At 70.8% G+C, this 17,133-nt stretch carries 15 protein-coding genes; 11 read left to right on the forward strand and 4 right to left on the reverse strand.

The features are described 5' to 3' along the window. The first annotated feature begins 100 nt into the window (after positions 1 to 100). The 5 genes from gabT to ABC304_RS08265 all read left to right on the forward strand — a co-directional run bounded on the left by gabT (position 101) and on the right by ABC304_RS08265 (position 6,876). A complete protein-coding gene (gene gabT / locus ABC304_RS08245; protein WP_412930117.1) occupies positions 101 to 1,459 on the forward strand; it encodes a 4-aminobutyrate--2-oxoglutarate transaminase in 1,359 nt (452 codons plus the stop codon). Positions 1,460 to 1,599: 140 nt separating this feature from the next. Then, complete coding sequence (locus ABC304_RS08250; protein WP_412930118.1) at positions 1,600 to 3,003, forward strand: flavin monoamine oxidase family protein; 1,404 nt, start codon at positions 1,600 to 1,602, stop codon at positions 3,001 to 3,003. Then, the gene (locus ABC304_RS08255; RefSeq protein ID WP_412930120.1) at positions 3,000 to 3,908 is read left to right on the forward strand and encodes a universal stress protein; all 909 of its coding nucleotides are present in this window, start codon (positions 3,000 to 3,002) and stop codon (positions 3,906 to 3,908) included. The genes ABC304_RS08250 and ABC304_RS08255 overlap by 4 nt, the downstream gene beginning before the upstream one ends. Further along, the gene (locus tag ABC304_RS08260) at positions 3,905 to 5,464 is read left to right on the forward strand and encodes an APC family permease (protein WP_412930121.1); all 1,560 of its coding nucleotides are present in this window, start codon (positions 3,905 to 3,907) and stop codon (positions 5,462 to 5,464) included. Before ABC304_RS08255 ends, ABC304_RS08260 begins: the two co-directional genes overlap by 4 nt. Before the next feature lie 41 nt (positions 5,465 to 5,505). Then, positions 5,506 to 6,876 (forward strand): NAD-dependent succinate-semialdehyde dehydrogenase, encoded by a 1,371-nt coding sequence (locus ABC304_RS08265; RefSeq protein ID WP_412930122.1) that lies wholly within the window; start codon positions 5,506 to 5,508, stop codon positions 6,874 to 6,876. Positions 6,877 to 6,937: 61 nt separating this feature from the next. Here ABC304_RS08265 and ald read toward each other — a convergent pair whose 3' ends face one another. After that, positions 6,938 to 8,059, reverse strand: a complete 1,122-nt coding sequence (gene ald, locus ABC304_RS08270; RefSeq protein ID WP_412930123.1) for an alanine dehydrogenase — start codon at positions 8,057 to 8,059, stop codon at positions 6,938 to 6,940. A gap of 120 nt (positions 8,060 to 8,179) precedes the next feature. Here ald and ABC304_RS08275 point away from each other — a divergent pair, with 120 nt between their 5' ends. The 5 genes from ABC304_RS08275 (at position 8,180) to ABC304_RS08295 (ending at position 12,364) form a co-directional block, all read left to right on the forward strand. Next, on the forward strand, positions 8,180 to 8,674 hold the full coding sequence (locus ABC304_RS08275) for an Lrp/AsnC family transcriptional regulator (protein WP_412930124.1): 495 nt from the start codon (positions 8,180 to 8,182) through the stop codon (positions 8,672 to 8,674). Between the two features lie 230 nt (positions 8,675 to 8,904). After that, complete coding sequence (locus tag ABC304_RS08280; RefSeq protein WP_412930125.1) at positions 8,905 to 9,849, forward strand: transporter substrate-binding domain-containing protein; 945 nt, start codon at positions 8,905 to 8,907, stop codon at positions 9,847 to 9,849. Between the two features lie 71 nt (positions 9,850 to 9,920). Next, on the forward strand, positions 9,921 to 10,529 hold the full coding sequence (locus ABC304_RS08285; RefSeq protein ID WP_412930126.1) for an SDR family NAD(P)-dependent oxidoreductase: 609 nt from the start codon (positions 9,921 to 9,923) through the stop codon (positions 10,527 to 10,529). Positions 10,530 to 10,556: 27 nt separating this feature from the next. Beyond that, a complete protein-coding gene (locus ABC304_RS08290; protein ID WP_412930127.1) occupies positions 10,557 to 11,570 on the forward strand; it encodes an amino acid ABC transporter permease in 1,014 nt (337 codons plus the stop codon). Next, positions 11,567 to 12,364, forward strand: coding sequence for an amino acid ABC transporter ATP-binding protein (locus ABC304_RS08295; RefSeq protein ID WP_412930128.1), 798 nt, complete (start codon positions 11,567 to 11,569; stop codon positions 12,362 to 12,364). Before ABC304_RS08290 ends, ABC304_RS08295 begins: the two co-directional genes overlap by 4 nt. A 26-nt stretch (positions 12,365 to 12,390) precedes the next feature. Here ABC304_RS08295 and ABC304_RS08300 read toward each other — a convergent pair whose 3' ends face one another. Both ABC304_RS08300 and ABC304_RS08305 read right to left on the reverse strand, forming a co-directional pair. Then, a complete protein-coding gene (locus ABC304_RS08300; protein WP_412930129.1) occupies positions 12,391 to 13,188 on the reverse strand; it encodes an IclR family transcriptional regulator domain-containing protein in 798 nt (265 codons plus the stop codon). Between the two features lie 54 nt (positions 13,189 to 13,242). After that, a complete protein-coding gene (locus ABC304_RS08305; RefSeq protein WP_412930130.1) occupies positions 13,243 to 14,007 on the reverse strand; it encodes an SDR family NAD(P)-dependent oxidoreductase in 765 nt (254 codons plus the stop codon). Positions 14,008 to 14,156: 149 nt separating this feature from the next. Between ABC304_RS08305 and ABC304_RS08310 the strand changes: the two genes are divergently transcribed. After that, on the forward strand, positions 14,157 to 15,869 hold the full coding sequence (locus tag ABC304_RS08310; RefSeq protein ID WP_412930131.1) for an FAD-dependent oxidoreductase: 1,713 nt from the start codon (positions 14,157 to 14,159) through the stop codon (positions 15,867 to 15,869). A gap of 93 nt (positions 15,870 to 15,962) precedes the next feature. Here the strand turns inward: ABC304_RS08310 and ABC304_RS08315 are convergent, their stop codons facing one another. Then, on the reverse strand, positions 15,963 to 17,120 hold the full coding sequence (locus tag ABC304_RS08315) for an NAD(P)/FAD-dependent oxidoreductase (protein WP_412930132.1): 1,158 nt from the start codon (positions 17,118 to 17,120) through the stop codon (positions 15,963 to 15,965). Between the last annotated feature and the right edge of the window lie 13 nt (positions 17,121 to 17,133).

The raw sequence follows: 17,133 nt of genomic DNA on the forward strand, positions 1-17,133 counted from the left end.
CGCTCCGCGAACCGCTCATGTACGAGACGTACATGCACCGCTCCAGAATGTACAGCAGGGCAGGTGCACCCCTCTGCCGCGCCCGCATACGCTCCCGATCATGAGCGCACTCGACACCCTCACCGCGCCGCCGGTCGGCGGCCCCACGCTCGCGCAGGAGCGCCGCCTCGTCACGGCCATCCCCGGCCCCCGCTCGGAGGAGCTGCTCGCCCGCAAGTCGGCCGCCGTCGCGGCCGGAGTCGGGCACACCGTCCCCATCCACGCGGTCGCCGCGGGCGGCGGCGTCGTCGTCGACGCCGACGGCAACTCGCTGATCGACCTCGGCTCCGGCATCGCCGTGACCACGGTGGGCAATGCCCACCCGAAGATCGTCGAGGCCGTGCAGGCCCAGGTCGCGCAGTTCACGCACACCTGCTTCATGATCTCGCCGTACGAGTCGTACGTGGAGGTCGCCGAAGCGCTCAACCGTGTCACCCCCGGCGACCACGAGAAGAAGACGGCCCTGTTCAACTCCGGCGCCGAGGCGGTCGAGAACGCCATCAAGGTCGCGCGCAAGTACACGAAGCGCCAGGCGGTCGTCGCGTTCGACCACGCCTACCACGGCCGCACGAACCTCACGATGGCGCTGACGGCGAAGGCCATGCCGTACAAGAGCGGCTTCGGCCCGTTCGCCTCCGAGATCTACCGCGTGCCCGCGTCGTACCCCTTCCGCGACGGACTCAGCGGACCGGATGCCGCGAAGAAGGCCATCTCGCTCATCGAGAAGCAGATCGGCGCCGACAACCTCGCCGCCGTGATCATCGAGCCCATCCAGGGTGAGGGCGGCTTCATCGTCCCCGCCGACGGCTTCCTGCCCGCGGTCGCCGACTGGTGCCGCGCCAACGGCGTCGTCTTCATCGCCGACGAGGTGCAGACGGGCTTCGCCCGCACGGGCGCGATGTTCGCCAGCGAGCTGTTCGGCGTCGTCCCCGACCTCGTCACCACCGCCAAGGGCATCGCCGGCGGTCTCCCGCTGGCCGCGGTCACCGGCCGCGCCGAGATCATGGACGCCTCGCACACCGGCGGCCTGGGCGGCACGTACGGCGGCAACCCGATCGCCTGTGCGGCGGCCGTCGCCGCGATCGACGTGTTCGAGGGCGAGAACCTCGCCGCGCGCGCCGTCGAGGTGGGCCGGATGCTGGTGGACCGGCTGACCGCGATGCAGCAGGGCGATCCGCGCATCGGCGACATCCGCGGCCGGGGCGCCATGGTCGCCGCCGAGTTCGTCGACCCCGCGACGGGCGAGCCCGACGCCGCGCTCACCGGTGCGGTCGCCAAGGCCTGCATCGCGCAGGGCGTCATCGTCCTCACGTGCGGCACGTACGGCAACGTCATACGCTTCCTGCCCCCGCTGTCGATGCCCGACGCGCTCCTGGCCGAGGGCCTGGACGTCGTGGCCGACGCGCTCGCCGCCGCCTGACCCACGCATCCTCACCCTCCCGCCGCTGGGCATGTCCCAGTTCCTGCACAACACGCCGAGGCGTTGTGCAGGAAGTGGGACACGAAAGCCCGACCCGCGGGAACACCGCCCGATAGCTCACGAAGAAGACAAGGCAACCCATGACTGAGATCACCCGTGACGTCGTCATCATCGGAGCCGGCGCCGCCGGACTCACCGCCGCCAACGAGCTCAAGAAGGCCGGCCTCTCCGTCGCCGTGCTCGAGGCGCGCGACCGCGTCGGCGGGCGCCTGCACACCGACGAGATCGAGGGCGCGATGCTCGAGATCGGCGGGCAGTGGGTCTCGCCCGACCAGCACGCGCTCATTGACACCGTGGCCGAGCTGGGACTCGAAACCTTCAGCCGCTACCGCGAGGGCGACAGCGTCTACGTCGGGCCCGACGGGCAGACCCACCGCTTCACCGGCGAGATGTTCCCGGTGTCGCCCGAGACCGAGAAGGTGATCGCCGAGATCACCGAGCGCCTCGACGCGATGGTCGCCGAGATCGACCCCGACCGCCCGTGGGCGCACGAGAAGGCCAAGGAGTGGGACAGCGTCACCTGGGATGCCTGGCTGCGCGCGCAGACCGACGACGACGAGGCGGTGCGCAACCTCGCCTTCGCCACCGGCTCGGCGATGCTCACCAAGCCCACGCACACCTTCTCGCTGCTCCAGTCGCTGCTGATGGCCGCCTCCGCGGGCTCCTACTCCCACCTCGTCGACGCCGACTTCATCCTCGACAAGCGGGTCGTCGGCGGACTCCAGCAGGTGCCGCTACTCCTCGCCGAGCGTCTGGGCGACGACGTCTTCCTCGAGCAGCCCGTGCGCACGCTGCGATGGGATGCCGCGGCATCCGGCGGCGGAACCGAGGGCGTGGTGGCGATCGCCGACCCTTCGGCAGGCTCAGGAGGGACCGGCATGACCGTCCGCGCGCGCTGGGCCATCCTCGCGGTGCCGCCGGTGCTGTACACGCGCATATCGTTCGAGCCGCCCATGCCGCGCCTGCACCACCAGATGCACCAGCACATCTCGATGGGCTTCGTCATCAAGGTGCACGCCGTCTACGACACGCCCTTCTGGCGCGAGCAGGGCCAGTCCGGCACGGCCTTCAGCCCGTACGAGATCGTGCACGAGGCGTACGACAACTCCAACCACGGCGACCCCCGGGGCATCCTGGTCGGCTTCGTCGCGGACCAGAACGCCGACGATGTGTTCCGGCTCAGCCCCGAGGAGCGTCGCGAGCGCATCCTCGAGTCGCTGTCGCACTACTACGGCGACGCGGCCAAGAGCCCGTCGGTCTACTACGAGAGCGACTGGGGCGTGGAGGAGTGGACGCGCGGCGCCTACGCCGCGAGCTTCGACATGGGCGGCCTGCACCGCTACGGCGGCGACCTGCGGACGCCCGTCGGCCCGATGCGCTTCGCCTGCAGCGACATCGCCGGCGCCGGCTACCAGCACGTCGACGGCGCCATCCGCATGGGCCGCCTCGCCGCATCCGAGATCCTCGCCGAGGCGCGCGCGTGACCAGGCCCGTCGTCGTCGGCTACACTGCGACGACGGGTGGCGCGGACGCCGCCGCCCTCGGCAGCCGGCTGGCCGCGGCATCCGGTTCGGCACTCCACCTCGTGGTGGTGCTCCCGGCCGACGAGCGCAGCGTGATCACCCCGCCGGACGCCGGCTACGACCGTTATCTGCGCGATCAGGCGTCCGCCTGGTTGCGCGAGGGCGAAGCGCTGCTGCCGGCATCGGTGGAGCGGTACTCGCAGATCCGCTACGCCGAATCGTTCGCGGCCGGCCTCATCGCCTACGCCGACGAGATCGGCGCCGCGCACATCGTCATCGGGGCAGGCGGTGGCGGTCTGCGCGGACGCCACCGCCTGGGCTCGGTGGCCCAGGAGCTGCTGCACTCTTCCGACGTGCCGGTCGCCCTCGCCCCCGACGGCGCCCGCGACGTGGACGCCGCGGTCGGCATCGCCCGTCTCACCGCGGCCGTGGGCACGCGTCCCGGCGCCGAGGCGCTCTTCGAGGAGACCATCGACCTCGCCACCGCGGTCGGCGCCCGGGTCCGCCTGCTCTCGCTCGTCACGGTCGACCTGCCCGCCTCGGTGGACACCGGCGTCATCCGCATCGCAGGCGCCGCGCACGCGGACGAGGTGCTCGCCGAGGCGCGCGCCGCGCTGCCGGCCGGACTCGAGGCCACCGCGGTCGTCGCCCGCGGCGACTCGATCGAGGACGCCGTGTCGCACCTCGACTGGGAGCCGGGGGAGATCGCGATCGTCGGCTCGAGCCGGCTGGCGCGTCCGCGCCGCCTCTTTCTCGGCTCGACAGCGGCCAAGATGCTGCACGAGCTCCCCGTGCCGATGATCGTCGTTCCGCGCACACGCAAGAAGAGGCGGAAGAAGAGCAAGAAGGGCGGCGCAGGCCGATGAACGCTTCCGAGGGCTCCGCCGCACCGGCCACCGCCGTCGACACCGAGACGGGCGGCCTGTCGAAGAAGGGCCTCAGCGCCGGCACCGTCGGCCTGATCGGCGCCGTGGTGATCGGCATCTCCTGCATCGCCCCCGCATACACCTTCACCGCGGCCATCGGCCCCACGGTCGGCGCCGTCGGCGTCCAGGTGCCCGCGATCATCCTCGTCGGCTTCATCCCGATGCTGCTGGTGGCCTTCGGCTACCGCGCGCTCAACAACCGGATGCCGGACTCGGGCACGTCCTTCACCTGGGCGGCCCGCGCCTTCGGTCCCTGGATCGGCTGGATGGCCGGCTGGGGCCTCGTGGCGGCCACGGTCATCGTGCTGTCGAACCTCGCGGGCATCGCGGTGGACTTCCTGTTCCTGCTCATCTCCCAGCTGACGAACAACCCGGGCATCGCCGATCTCGCGGGCGTCGTCTGGATCAACATCGCGGTCTGCCTGCTGTTCGTCCTCGGCGCGACCTACGTGTCGTACCGCGATGTGCAGACCACGCAGAAGCTGCAGTACTTCCTCGTCGGCTTCCAGATCATCGTCCTGCTGCTGTTCGCGATCGTCGCCATCGTGCAGGTGAACACCGGCAACGCCTTCGACGCGACGCCGTTCGACTGGTCGTGGTTCAACCCGTTCGCGGTGTCGTCGTTCAGCTCGTTCGCGGCGGGGCTCTCGCTGTCCATCTTCATCTTCTGGGGCTGGGACGTCACGCTGACGATGAACGAGGAGACGAAGGACCCGGAGAAGACGCCCGGTCGCGCCGCCACCATCACCGTCGTCACGATCGTCGCGCTCTACCTGCTGCTCGCGATCTCGATGATCATGTTCGCGGGCATCGGCGACGGCGAGTTCGGCCTGGGCAACCCCGACATCCAGGACAACGCGTTCTTCGCGCTGGCCGGTCCCATCCTCGGGCCCCTGGCCGCCCTCGTCTCGCTCGCGGTGCTCACCTCCTCGGCGTCGTCGCTGCAGTCGACCTTCGTCGGGCCGGCGCGCACGCTCCTCGCCATGGGGCACTACGGCGCGCTGCCGCCGCGGTTCGCGAGTGTCAGTCCGCGGTTCTTCACCCCCGGCTTCGCGACGATCGTCTCCGCCGCCGTCGCGGCCGGCTTCTACGCGGTCATGCGGGTGGTGAGCACGAACGTGCTCTCCGACACGATCCTCACCCTCGGGATCATGATCTGCTTCTACTACGGCCTCACCGCGTTCGCGTGCGTCTGGTACTTCCGCAAGCAGTGGTTCGATTCGGTGCGCAACGTCTTCTTCACCCTCCTCTTCCCCCTCATCGGCGGCGTGATCCTCGCCGTGCTGTTCGTGACGACGCTCGTCGACAGCATGAACCCGGAGTACGGCAGCGGCTCGGAAATCGGCGGCGTCGGACTCGTCTTCATCCTCGGCGTGACGATCATCGTCGTCGGCATCGCCATCATGATCTGGCAGGCCATCGCGCGCCCCGCCTTCTTCCGCGGTCGCACGCTCGCCGTCGACGCGCCCGCCGGCCTGCGCCGCACCCGCCGGTGACGGCAGAGTAGATCCCACCACCCCAACCGATCGGAGCAGACATGAGCGACTACGCCGTCGTCAACCCCGCCACCGGCCAGACACTGGCCACCTACCCGACGCTCGCCGACGCGGACGTGGCCGGCCGGATCGAGGCGGCGGATGCCGCATTCCGCACCTGGCGCGAGACCCCCGTCTCCGAGCGTGCCGCCCTCGTGCGTCGCGCGGCGGAGCTGCACCGCGAGCGCCGCGACGAGCTCGCGGAGATCATCGTCCGCGAGATGGGCAAGCCGCTGGCCGCCGCCCTCGGCGAGGTCGACTTCGCCGCCGACATCACGGAGTTCTACGCGGATCACGCGGAGGACATCACCCGCGACCGCCCGCTGGACATCCTGGGGGAGGGGACCGCGGTCATCCGCCGCGCGCCGCTCGGCGTGCTGCTGGGCATCATGCCGTGGAACTTCCCGTACTACCAGGTCGCCCGCTTCGCCGCTCCGAACCTCGTGCTCGGCAACACGATCCTCCTCAAGCACGCGCCGCAGTGCCCCGAGTCCTCGGCGGCCATCGAGGACATCTACCGCGACGCCGGCCTCCCCGCCGGCGCGTACACGAACCTCTACGCCACGAACGAGCAGGCGGCGGTCATCATCGCCGACCCGCGCGTGCAGGGCGTGTCGGTGACGGGATCGGAGCGGGCGGGCGCCGCCGTGGCCGAGATCGCCGGCCGTCACCTCAAGAAGGTCGCGCTGGAGCTCGGCGGGTCCGACCCGTTCATCCTGCTGTCGACCGACGACCTCGACGGCACGGTGCAGGCCGCGGTGGACGCGCGTCTGGACAACAACGGCCAGTCCTGCAACGCGGCCAAGCGCTTCGTCGTGATCGACGACCTCTACGAGCCGTTCGTGGAGAAGTTCGTCGCCGCCATGGGCGGCGCCACCGTCGGCGACCCGATGGCCGACGACACCGTCATCGGTCCGCTCTCGTCCGAGCTCGCCGCCGAGCGCCTGCAGGAGCAGGTCGACCGCGCCGTGGCGCAGGGCGCGACCGTCCTCGTCGGCGGCAAGCGCGACGGCACGTACTTCCCCGGAACGGTGCTCGCCGACGTCACGCCGGAGATGGACGCCTACCAGGAGGAGTTCTTCGGGCCCGTCGGCGTCGTCTACCGCGTCGCCGATGAGGACGCGGCGATCACCCTCGCCAATGACACCGGCTTCGGTCTCGGCTCGTACGTCTTCACGACCGACGAGGAGCAGGCCGAGCGCGTGGCCGACCGCATCGAGGCCGGCATGGTCTACGTGAACCTCGTCCTCGCCGACTCGCCCGAACTGCCCTTCGGCGGCGTGAAGCGCAGCGGCACCGGCCGGGAGATGGGCCTCCTCGCCGCCGACGAGTTCGTCAACAAGAAGCTCGTCCGCGTCGGCCCGCGGAGCTGACGCACGAATGAGGGGCGGATGCCGCGGCATCCGCCCCTCACTGTCGTCCAGGTGCGACGGCTCAGGCCGCCAGGAGCACGTCGGCGGTGCGCGTGTGCGCGAGCGAGAGCGCCTCGCCGACACCCGCGTTGGTGAGGACGCCGTCGTGCGTGCTGAGGCCGGCGGCCAGCGCGGCGTCCTCGGTCAGCGCCCGGCGCCACCCCTTGTCGGCCAACGCCAGGACGTAGGGCGCCGTGGCGTTCGTGAGGGCGCGGGTGGAGGTCTCCGGCACGGCGCCGGGCATGTTCCCGACGCAGTAGAACAGCGTGTCGTGGACGGCGAACGTCGGGTCGTCGTGGGTCGTCGCGTGCGAGCCCTCGAAGCAGCCGCCCTGGTCGATGGCGATGTCCACGAGCACCGAGCCGGGCTTCATCCGCGCGACCATCTCGTCGGTGACGAGCTTCGGCGCCGCGGCCCCGGGGATGAGCACGGAGCCCACGACCAGGTCGGCGTCGGCGAGCTGATCGGCGATCTCGAGATACGACGAGTGCCGCGTCTGGATCAGGCCGCCGAACTGGTTCTCGAGCTGTCGCAGGCGGGGGAGCGACACGTCGATGACGGTCACGTCGGCACCGAATCCGACGGCGTTGTGCGCGGCGTTCTCCCCGGCCACGCCGCCGCCGATGATCACGACCTTCGCCTTGCGGGTGCCCGGGACGCCGCCCAGGAGCGTGCCCCGGCCGCCCGCCGGCCGCATGAGGTTGTACGCGCCGACCTGGATCGAGAGGCGTCCGGCCACCTCGCTCATCGGCGCCAGCAGCGGCAGGCTGCGGTCGGGCAGCTGCACCGTCTCGTAGGCGATCGCGGTGGTGCCGGCATCCAGCAGAGCCCGGGTGCAGGACGCGGACGCGGCCAGGTGCAGGTAGGTGAACAGCACCTGATCGCGGCGCATGCGGCCGTACTCCGCGGCGATGGGTTCCTTGACCTTGAGCAGCAGGTCTCCGCGCGCCCAGACCTCGTCGGCGTCCGGCAGCATCTCGGCCCCGGCGGCGCGGAAGTCGTCGTCGCTGATGCGCGATCCCTCCCCGGCGCCGGCCTCGATGAACACCTCGTGGCCGCGACGGCGCAGAGCATCCACGATGGCGGGCGTCACCGCCACCCGGTCCTCGTTGTTCTTGATCTCCGCGGGAATGCCAACCCTCATGTGTGGTCCTTTCTCGATTGGTGTCAGTGTGAAGGAACGACGCGCATCGCTCAGCATCGCTGAAGGATCTTCGGCGGATCTGGCACAATCGACACATCGCTTCGGGGGAGAAGGTACGTCGTGTCCGATCAGACGAAGAATCGACAGGCTGCGGTGATCGACGACACGGATCGGGGGATCATCGCCGCCGTCAGCGCCGATGCGCGCATCACCAACAGCGAGCTCGCCGCCGCCGTCGGCATCGCCCCGTCCACCGCGCACGGGCGCCTCCGGGCGCTCGTCGAGCGGGGGCTGATCTCGGGGTTCACAGCCAGCATCGACCAGGCCCAGTTGGGGCGGGGGCTGCAGGCCCTCGTCGGCGTGACGCTGCGGCCGGGGGCGCGGCAGGCGAGCATCATCGACTTCGCCGACCACGCGCGCGGCTTCGACGAGGTCGTCCAGGTGTTCTTCCTCGGAGGCGTGGACGACTTCATGGTGCACGTCGCGGTGGCCGACTCGTCTTCTCTCCGTCGCTTCGTCGTGGAGCACATCTCCGGCCACGACCGCGTCGCCTCCACCCGGACGAACATCATCTTCGACTACCACCGCAACGCGGTGGTGTCCTCCTTCCGCTGATCGCGGCGGGGGCGTGGCGCGCGCCGCCGGGCCGGCGTGCGCAGCCGCTCCGCCGTGCGTCGCGGCGGGCCCGCGCGCGCCGGGGCGCGGGTCTCGAGTTCGCATCGGTCCTCATCGACAGTTGACACGTTCGAACGCATAGTGAACACTCGTGCGTAGAACGAACACCTGTCCATACCGCGAACGTCGGTCACGTCCGGCTCGCCCCCGTCCCACCCGAGGAGCTTTCGATGAAGACACACTCGCCGTTCCGCCGCAGTCTCCTGGGTCTGGCTGCGGTCACCGCCGTCACCCTCACGCTCGCCGGCTGCGCCGGAGGCTCCGACACCCCCGCCGGCGGGACATCCGCGGGAGGAGACGTCGAGGTCGCAGGCGTCAGCATCGCGAAGGATGCGGACATCGCCGCGATGGTCCCCGAGGACGTCGCATCCAGCGGCAAGCTGACGGCGATCCAGTTCGACAACGCTCCCGCCGACACGTTCCTCGACGAGAACGACGAGCTCGCCGGGTGGGGACCCGATCTCGGACGCGCCGTCGCCGCCGTGCTCGGACTGTCCTTCGAGGCCGAGGTCTCCGGAGCGTTCGACACCTTCATCCCCGGCATCCAGAACGGCCGCTACGACACGTCGTGGGCGTCGATCATCGTCACCCAGGAGCGCCTCGACGTCGTCGACATCGTCGCCGTGCACGAGAGCACGACCGGTGTCATCACGCGCGACGGCGCGGGCCTGAGCATCTCCGCACCGGAGGACCTGTGCGGGCTGCGCATCGGCGCCCTGGCCGGCTCGGCGTTCCTCATCCAGATCGAGGAGATCCAGAGCCTGTGCCAGAGCGCGGGCAAGGAGGCTCCGACCATCGACTCCTTCCCGCAGCAGGCGGCCGCGCAGCTGGCGGTGTCGTCCGACCGCATCGACGCGTTCATGACCGCGAAGGGCCAGCTCAGCTGGCTCCTGCGCGACGGCGGCGGCGTCGAGGGCTTCGAGATCCAGCCGCTCGACTACCAGCCGAACCTCGAGGGCATCGCGGTCGGCAAGGACTCGGGCATGACCGAGGCCATCACCGCCGCGATGAACAAGCTCATCGACGACGGGTCGTACAAGAAGATCCTCGCCACATGGGACATCGACTTCGGCCTCGTCGACAAGGCCGAGGCGAACCCCGCGGCATCCCAGTAAGCCAGGCCTGCCCTCGCCGTGCTCCGGCGTCCGATCGACCGGACGCCGGAGCACGGAGGGCTGAGGGAACCATGAACCCACTCGATCTGACCGGACGCACGGCGCTGGTGATCCGCGCCGGCGGCGACCTCGGCCGCGCCGGTGCCCGCATGCTGGCCGAGCGGGGGGCGCGCGTGGTCGTGACCGACGGCGACGGCGATGCTCTCGAGGCCGGGTACGGCCGTGACGACCGCTTCACCCTCCGCACCGCGTGCGCGTGCGATGCCGACGCACTCGGCGCGGTGGCCGCGGAGTTCCCCGAGGTGGACGTGCTCGTGCACTGCGCGAGCGCTTCGCCGCGAGACACGGGGGAGTGCTGGGAGGCGATCCGCGTCTTCGCGCCCGCCATGACGGCACGGGGCCGCGGGTCGATCATCGCCGTCGGCCGGGCCTCGGACGACGAGCCGGAGGCGCTGGCGAACCTGACAGCGCTCGACCGTCTCGTCGGACGCCTCGCGCCCGACCTCCGGGAGCACGGGGTGCGGGTTAACACCCTCCGTCCCGACGATCAGGGTCTCGACGACGCCCTGGCGTTCCTCGCCTCCGACCGGTCGTGCCACGTGACCGGATCGTGCCTCGAAATCGACGGCGGATGGTCGGCGATGACGTCCCTCACCGTTCCGGCCGCCCGCCGCGCCTGACCGAATCTCCCCTGGAAGAGGACTCCGATGATGACGAACGATTCTCCGCCGCCGCGGGATGCGGAGCGGGGGCCGCTGACCGCGACCCTTCAGATCGGCCGGCGCGACACCGCCAAGACCGTCCGGATCTCGGACTCGCGACGTATGTGGGGGAAGATCGGCGGCTGGGTGCTGCGGATCGTCGTGGTGCTGATCATCCTCGACATCGTCTCGAAGTTCCTCACCGCGGACGCCATGAAGTGGGACACCGTCTGGTTCTACCTCTTCAACCAGAAGGTGCTCAACGGCGTCGTCCTCACCCTGGTGCTGACGGCCGTCGCGATGATCCTGGGCTGTCTGATCGGCCTGATCCTCGCCCTCATGAAGATCTCCCGCAGCCTGCTGCTCAACGTGGCGGCGGACGCCTACATCTGGATCTTCCGCGGCACCCCGCTGCTGGTGCAGCTGCTGTTCTGGTACAACCTCGCCAGCTTCCTCCCAAGCCTGTCGATCGGCATCCCCTTCGGGCCGCAGTTCCTCGAGGTCGACACCAACTCCGTGATCACCTCCATGGTCGCCGCCATGCTCGGCCTGGGGCTGAACGAGGGCGCGTACATGTCGGAGATCATCCGCGCCGGCATCCAGTCGGTCGATCACGGTCAGAGCGAGGCGGCCGCCGCCCTCGGCATGTCGCGTCGTCGCGCCATGAGCCGCGTGGTGCTCCCGCAGGCGATGCGGGTCATCGTGCCGCCGACCGGCAATCAGGTCATCTCCATGCTCAAGGGCACGAGCCTCGTGAGCATCATCGCCATCAGCGAGCTGCTGTACACCGTGCAGGTGATCTACGCCCGCACCTTCGAGACGATCCCGCTGCTGGTCGTCGCCTGCATCTGGTACCTGTTCCTGACCTCCGTGCTGTCCGTCGGGCAGCACTACATCGAGAAGTACTACGCCAAGGGCGCCAGCCGCACCGCGCCCGACACGTATCTCACCAAGCTCAGAAAGCTCATGTCGCGGACCGGCCACTCCAGCTACGTCCCCAGGAAGGAGCCGGTGGCATGACGCGCACCGCGCCCATCGTCCAGCTCGAGGCGATCTCCAAGCACTACGGACCGCTCCAGGTGCTCGACGCCGTCGAGCTCGAGGTGTACCCGGCCGAGGTCGTCTGCATCATCGGTCCCTCCGGCTCGGGCAAGAGCACCCTCCTGCGCTGCGTCAACCATCTCGAGCGCCCCGACGGCGGCGTCGTCCGCCTCAACGGCGAGATCGTCGGTGTACGGGAGTCGCGGGGTCAGCTCGTCGAGGTGGCTCCGGCGGAGCTCGCGCGGCAGCGGACCGAGATCGGCATGGTCTTCCAGAGCTTCAACCTGTTCGGCCACATGACGGTGCTCGAGAACATCATCGAGGCGCCCATCCAGGTGCTGGGCACCCCGCGCGCGGAGGCGAAGGCGCACGCCCGGCAGCTCCTGGAGTGGGTGCGCCTGGAGGGCAAGGAGGACACGTACCCGCGCCAACTCTCCGGCGGGCAGCAGCAGCGGGCGGCCATCGCCCGCGCCCTGGCGATGCGGCCCAAGGTCATGCTGTTCGACGAGCCGACCTCCGCGCTCGACCCGGAGACGGTGGGGGAGGTGCTGTCGGTGATGCGCCGGCTCGCCTCCGAGGGGCTGACGATGATCGTCGTCACGCACGAGATCGACTTCGCGCGCGAGGTCGCCGATCGTGTCGCCTTCATGGACGGCGGTCGCATCGTGGAGATGGGACCCCCCGAGCAGGTACTGGATGCTCCGACCCAGGAGCGCACCAAGAAGTTCCTCTCGCGCATCCTGAACACCCGGGCGGACGCGGCCGAGGCCTGACCGCCGCGGCGGTCAGCGGCGACGCGTCAGCGCTGCTGGCCCATCAGGGCGATGTCGGAGCCGATCTGGCGGGTGGTCTCGAGCAGCAGCGGCAGGCACTGCTCCACCAGCTCCTCGACCGAGACGCGGGAGGTCGACACGGTGATGTTCACCGCGCTGATGTAGGCGCCCGTCCGGCTGTCCACGACGGGCGCGGCGATCGAGCGGGCGCCGAGGTCGAGCTCCTGGTTGTTGACCGCCCAGCCCTGCGCGCGCACCTCGGCGATGCGCTCTCGCAGCTCTCCCTCGTCGGTGACGGTGAGCGGGGTGAACTTCTCGCGCGGGTACACGCGGAAGAACTCGTCGAGCTCGTCGGGCGGCATGGCCGACAGCAGCACCCGTCCGGTGGACGTGCAGAAGGCCGGAATGCGCCGGCCGATGCTGACGCGCAGCGGCATGACGGAATCGGCCGCCGCCCGCGCCACGTACACGATGTCGCCGTCGTCGTACTCGCAGGCCGAGCACGATTCCCCGATGCGTGCGGACAGGCGGCGCAGGTGGTCCTGCGTGACGTCGACGCTCGAGGAGGAGGAGAGGAACGCGTAGCCGAGGTCGAGGACGCGCGGCCGCAGGTAGAAGCGGTTCTGCTGCATCCCGACATACCCGAGCGTCTCGAGCGTGAGGAGCGACCGACGCGCGGAGGCGCGGCTGAGTCCTGCGATCTTGGCGACATCGGCCAGGGTGAGCATGGTGCGCTCGTCGGAGAACGCGCGGATGACCGCGAGACCGCGGGCGAGGGACTGGACGAACTCACCGGAGGGCTGATGGGGCTCTCTGGCTTGCATGGCGGGGCTCCCTCGACCGGCGGACGTCGTGCGTGATCGTCCTCACCCTACCCATCACCTGATATACGACGCGCCATTGATGTCCAGCGTCGCTCCGCTGAGGTGGCGCACGCGGCCCGACACCAGCAGCGCGACGAGCTCGGCGATCTCCTCCGGCGGAACCATCTCGCCCATCGCCAGCGCGCGCAGGAACTCGTCCCGGCCGCCGCGGTCGGCGCTGGCCGTTGCCGACATCCCGGTGTCCACCGCACCGGGCGCGATCAGGTACGCCAGCACGTTCCGGTCGGCATGGGTGCGCGCGATCGTCTTGATCGCGGCGGCGGTCGCCGCCTTGGACGCCGCGTAGGCGACGAGGTTGGCGTGACCGCTGCCGCGCTGGGTCACCCAGCTGCTCAGCCCGACGATGGTGCCGCCGTCGTGCTCCGCGAAGTGCGCCAGCGCCCGGCGGATCAGCGTCAGCTGGCTGAGCGTGTTGACCTGCAGAGCCTGCTCCATGACGGTCTGCCAGCGCTCGTCGGTATCGTCGAGCTCGATGCGCGGCATGATCGCCGCGTTCAGGACGACGACGTCGATGCGACCGGCCCACGCCTCCGCGTGCTCCCACAGCCGGCCCGCGCCCGCCGGATCGCCGAGGTCGGCCTGCACGACGTGGGCTCTTCCGGACGGGAAGGATGCCACGGCCCGGCGTGCGCCGTCGGGGTTCGTGTTCGCGTGGGCGATGACCCGTGCACCCGTCGCGGCGAGCCGCTGGACGATGGCCAGTCCGATGCCGCTGGAGGCGCCGGTCACGAGGATGGTGCGGTCGGTGAGATCGGTCACGGCGTGCCTCCGGCTGCGGCGACGGAGCAGGCTCCGTGCGGTGAAATGGATGTCAGGTGTGGACGCTCACCAGCTTAGACGGTATGTTCGTTCAGCGACCAGTCGTTCGTATTGTGAACACTCTTGGCCGCGTGAGACGAGGAGCGAGCATGAGGATAACGTCCCCGGGCATCGGATCGCCCGAGGAGTCGGGGGACATGACCTTCGACGGCCGTGACGTGCCCGTCCGCCCCACCGACACCATCGCCTCCGCCATGCTCGCCGCCGGTGAGCGGGGCAACCGCGAGGACGGGACCGGGGGACTGCGCGGCGTCTGGTGCGGGATGGGCGTGTGCCACGAGTGCACCGTCCGGGTCGACGGCGGCGGAGGCTCCCTCGCCTGCGTCACGCCCGCCCGCGCGGGACAGGTCATCGATACCCAGCCGGTGAAGCGGCGTGCGCCGGAGCCGCCCGACGCTCCGCGCCCCGAGTCCGAGATCGCCCCCGACGTACTCGTGATCGGCGCCGGTCCTGCCGGGCTCGCCGCCGCGACGGCGCTCGCGGCGCACGGGCTCGACGTGCTCGTCACCGACGACCGCACCAAGCTGGGTGGGCAGTACTACAAGCAGCCCGACCCCGCGTTCGCGCTGGATGAGACGCGGCTCGACGGCCAGTACGTCGCCGGCCGCCGGCTCATCGACGCCGCGAAGACCGCGGGCGTGCGGATGCTGCTCGGCACCACGGTGTGGGCGGCCTTCGACGCCGACCGGTTCCTCGCCCGCTCGGCGGCGGAGCGGTGGATCATCCGGCCCCGCCGCGTGATCATCGCCACCGGCGCCTACGAGCGCGGCGTGCCGATCCCCGGTTGGACCCTGCCCGGCGTCATGACGACGGGGGCCGGACAGTCGCTGCTGCGCTCGCAGCAGGTGGCGCCCGGGAGCCGGGTGCTCATCGCGGGCAACGGTCCGCTCAACATCCAGCTCGCCGCCGAGCTCGCGCGCGCCGGGGTGCGGGTGGTGGCGCTGGTGGAGGCCGCGCGCATGCTCTCACCCCTGCGCGCAGCCGCCGGACTGACGATGACCCGCAACGCCCCCGCCCTGACCGGCGACGGCATCCGCTACCTCGCCTCCCTCGCCGCACGTCGCGTGCCGATCATCACGGGCGCGGTCGTGGAGCGGATGGACGGCGACATCCGGGACGGGGTGTCGAGTGCGACCGTGGCTGCCGTCGACGCGGAGGGCCGCGCGCACGGCCGGCGCCGGAGGTTCGAGGTCGACGCCGTCTGCCTGGGCTACGGCTTCCTGCCGAGCAACGACCTCGCCCGCGGGCTCGGCGCCCGGCACGACTTCGACGCCGTCCGGGGAACCCTCGTGACGGCGACGGATGAGACGGGCCGCACCTCGATGCCCACCGTGTGGTCGATCGGGGATGCGGCCGGCGTACGCGGCGCGAAGTTCGCGCAGGCCGAAGGCGTTCTGGCCGCCGAAGCCGTGGCGGCCGATCTCGCAGGCCGGCCTCTGCGCACCGACGCGGAGAGCCTGCGGGCGGCCCGGCGCCACCTCGCCTTCCAGCGGGGCGTCAACGCCCTGTTCGCCGCCCCGGTGCTCACCGATCAGCTCGCCGAGCCCGACACCGTGGTGTGCCGGTGCGAGGGCACCTGTCACGGCGACATCGTGACCGCGATGACCGATCGCACCTCGGCTCCCGGGTCGGTGAAGCGCATCACGCGCGCCGGCATGGGCAAGTGCCAGGGTCGCTACTGCGGCCCGGTCCTGACCGACATGCAGGCGCGCCTGACCGGTGTGCCCGCCGCGGAGCGCTCCGGGTTCGCCCCCCAGGCACCCGTCAAGCCGGTGCCGATCGGCGACGTCGCCGCGCCCTGATCGGCGACGTGACCGCGCCCTGCCCGACGCTGCCGAGGCGCCCCGACCCACGCTCTCGCCGCGCCCTGACCCCGGTCCGGCCTGCGCCGTCGCTCAGAACCGGTCGGGCGCGAAGGGCGTGAGGTCGCGCCCCGGGTCGCGCTCCAGTACCAGGTCGGTCAGCACCCGGCCCATGAGCGGCGCGGCGGTGAAGCCCATGTAGGGATAGAAGCCCAGGATCACCCGCGGTCGTCCGGGGACGGCGCCGATGATCGGGCTGTGGTCGGGCGTGCCGTTGCCGATCCCGACCCACGTGCGCAGCAGCGAGATGTCGGCGATCGACGGCGCGATGCGAACGGCCATGGCGAGGTTCGCCCGGAGCGACTCGGGGTTCACCACCCACTCGCCCGCGGCGTTCTGCCGCGCCGGCCACCCGCCGCCGATGAGCAGCGTGCCGGCCTTGGCCTGCTTGAAGGTGAGCTTGCCTCCCGCGTAGTAGACGAGGTGCGAGACCATCGGCTCCATGCGCTCCGTGACGCTGACCTGCACCGCGCCGCTGGAGATCGGCAGCTCGATGCCGAAGTGGCGGGCGAGGGCGGGCATGCCGTCGCCGCCCGCGAGCACGACCGTGCGCGCGGCGACCTCGCCGCGCGGCGTGCGGAGGTAGTGCAGGCCGCCCTCTTCACGGAAGCCCTCGACCGGAGAACCGGCGCGCAGCACCGCGCCCCGCTCCGTCGCCCGCTGCGCGAACGCCGGGGCCACCAGCAGGGGATTGGCCTTGCCCTCGATCGGGCAGAGCTCGCCGCCGACGGCGTCGGCGGTCAGCCAGGGGGCGAGCTCGCGGATCTCGCTCGCCGAGAGCATGCGGCTGTTGATGCCCGCGCTGTTCTCGATGGCGACCTTGCGCTCGATCGCGGGGAGCTGCGCGGGGTCGTCGGCCACGAGGATGCCGCCGCGCTTGGCGACCTCGAGATCGGTGCCCAGCTCGTCGCTGAGCCCATCCCAGATCTCGAGCGAATCGGCGAGGAACCGCAGCGCCGGGATCCAGGCGCGCGCCCAGTCCTCCCCCTCCTCGAGGAACGGCTCGTGCTGGATCTGACCGTGCAGGCTGCCGGCGTTGCGACCGGATGCCTCGGTGTTGAGGTCGTGGCGTTCGAGTACGACCACCGAGGCCCCGGCCGTGGCCAGGTTGTACGCCGTGGCGCAGCCGCTCGCACCGCCGCCGACGACGGCGACGTCGAACACCTCGACATCCGACTTCCGGTTTGACATGCTTACATCGTAT

It is taken from the genome of Microbacterium jepli, from assembly GCF_047237905.1.
In the GTDB taxonomy this organism is placed as follows: Bacteria; Actinomycetota; Actinomycetes; order Actinomycetales; family Microbacteriaceae; genus Microbacterium.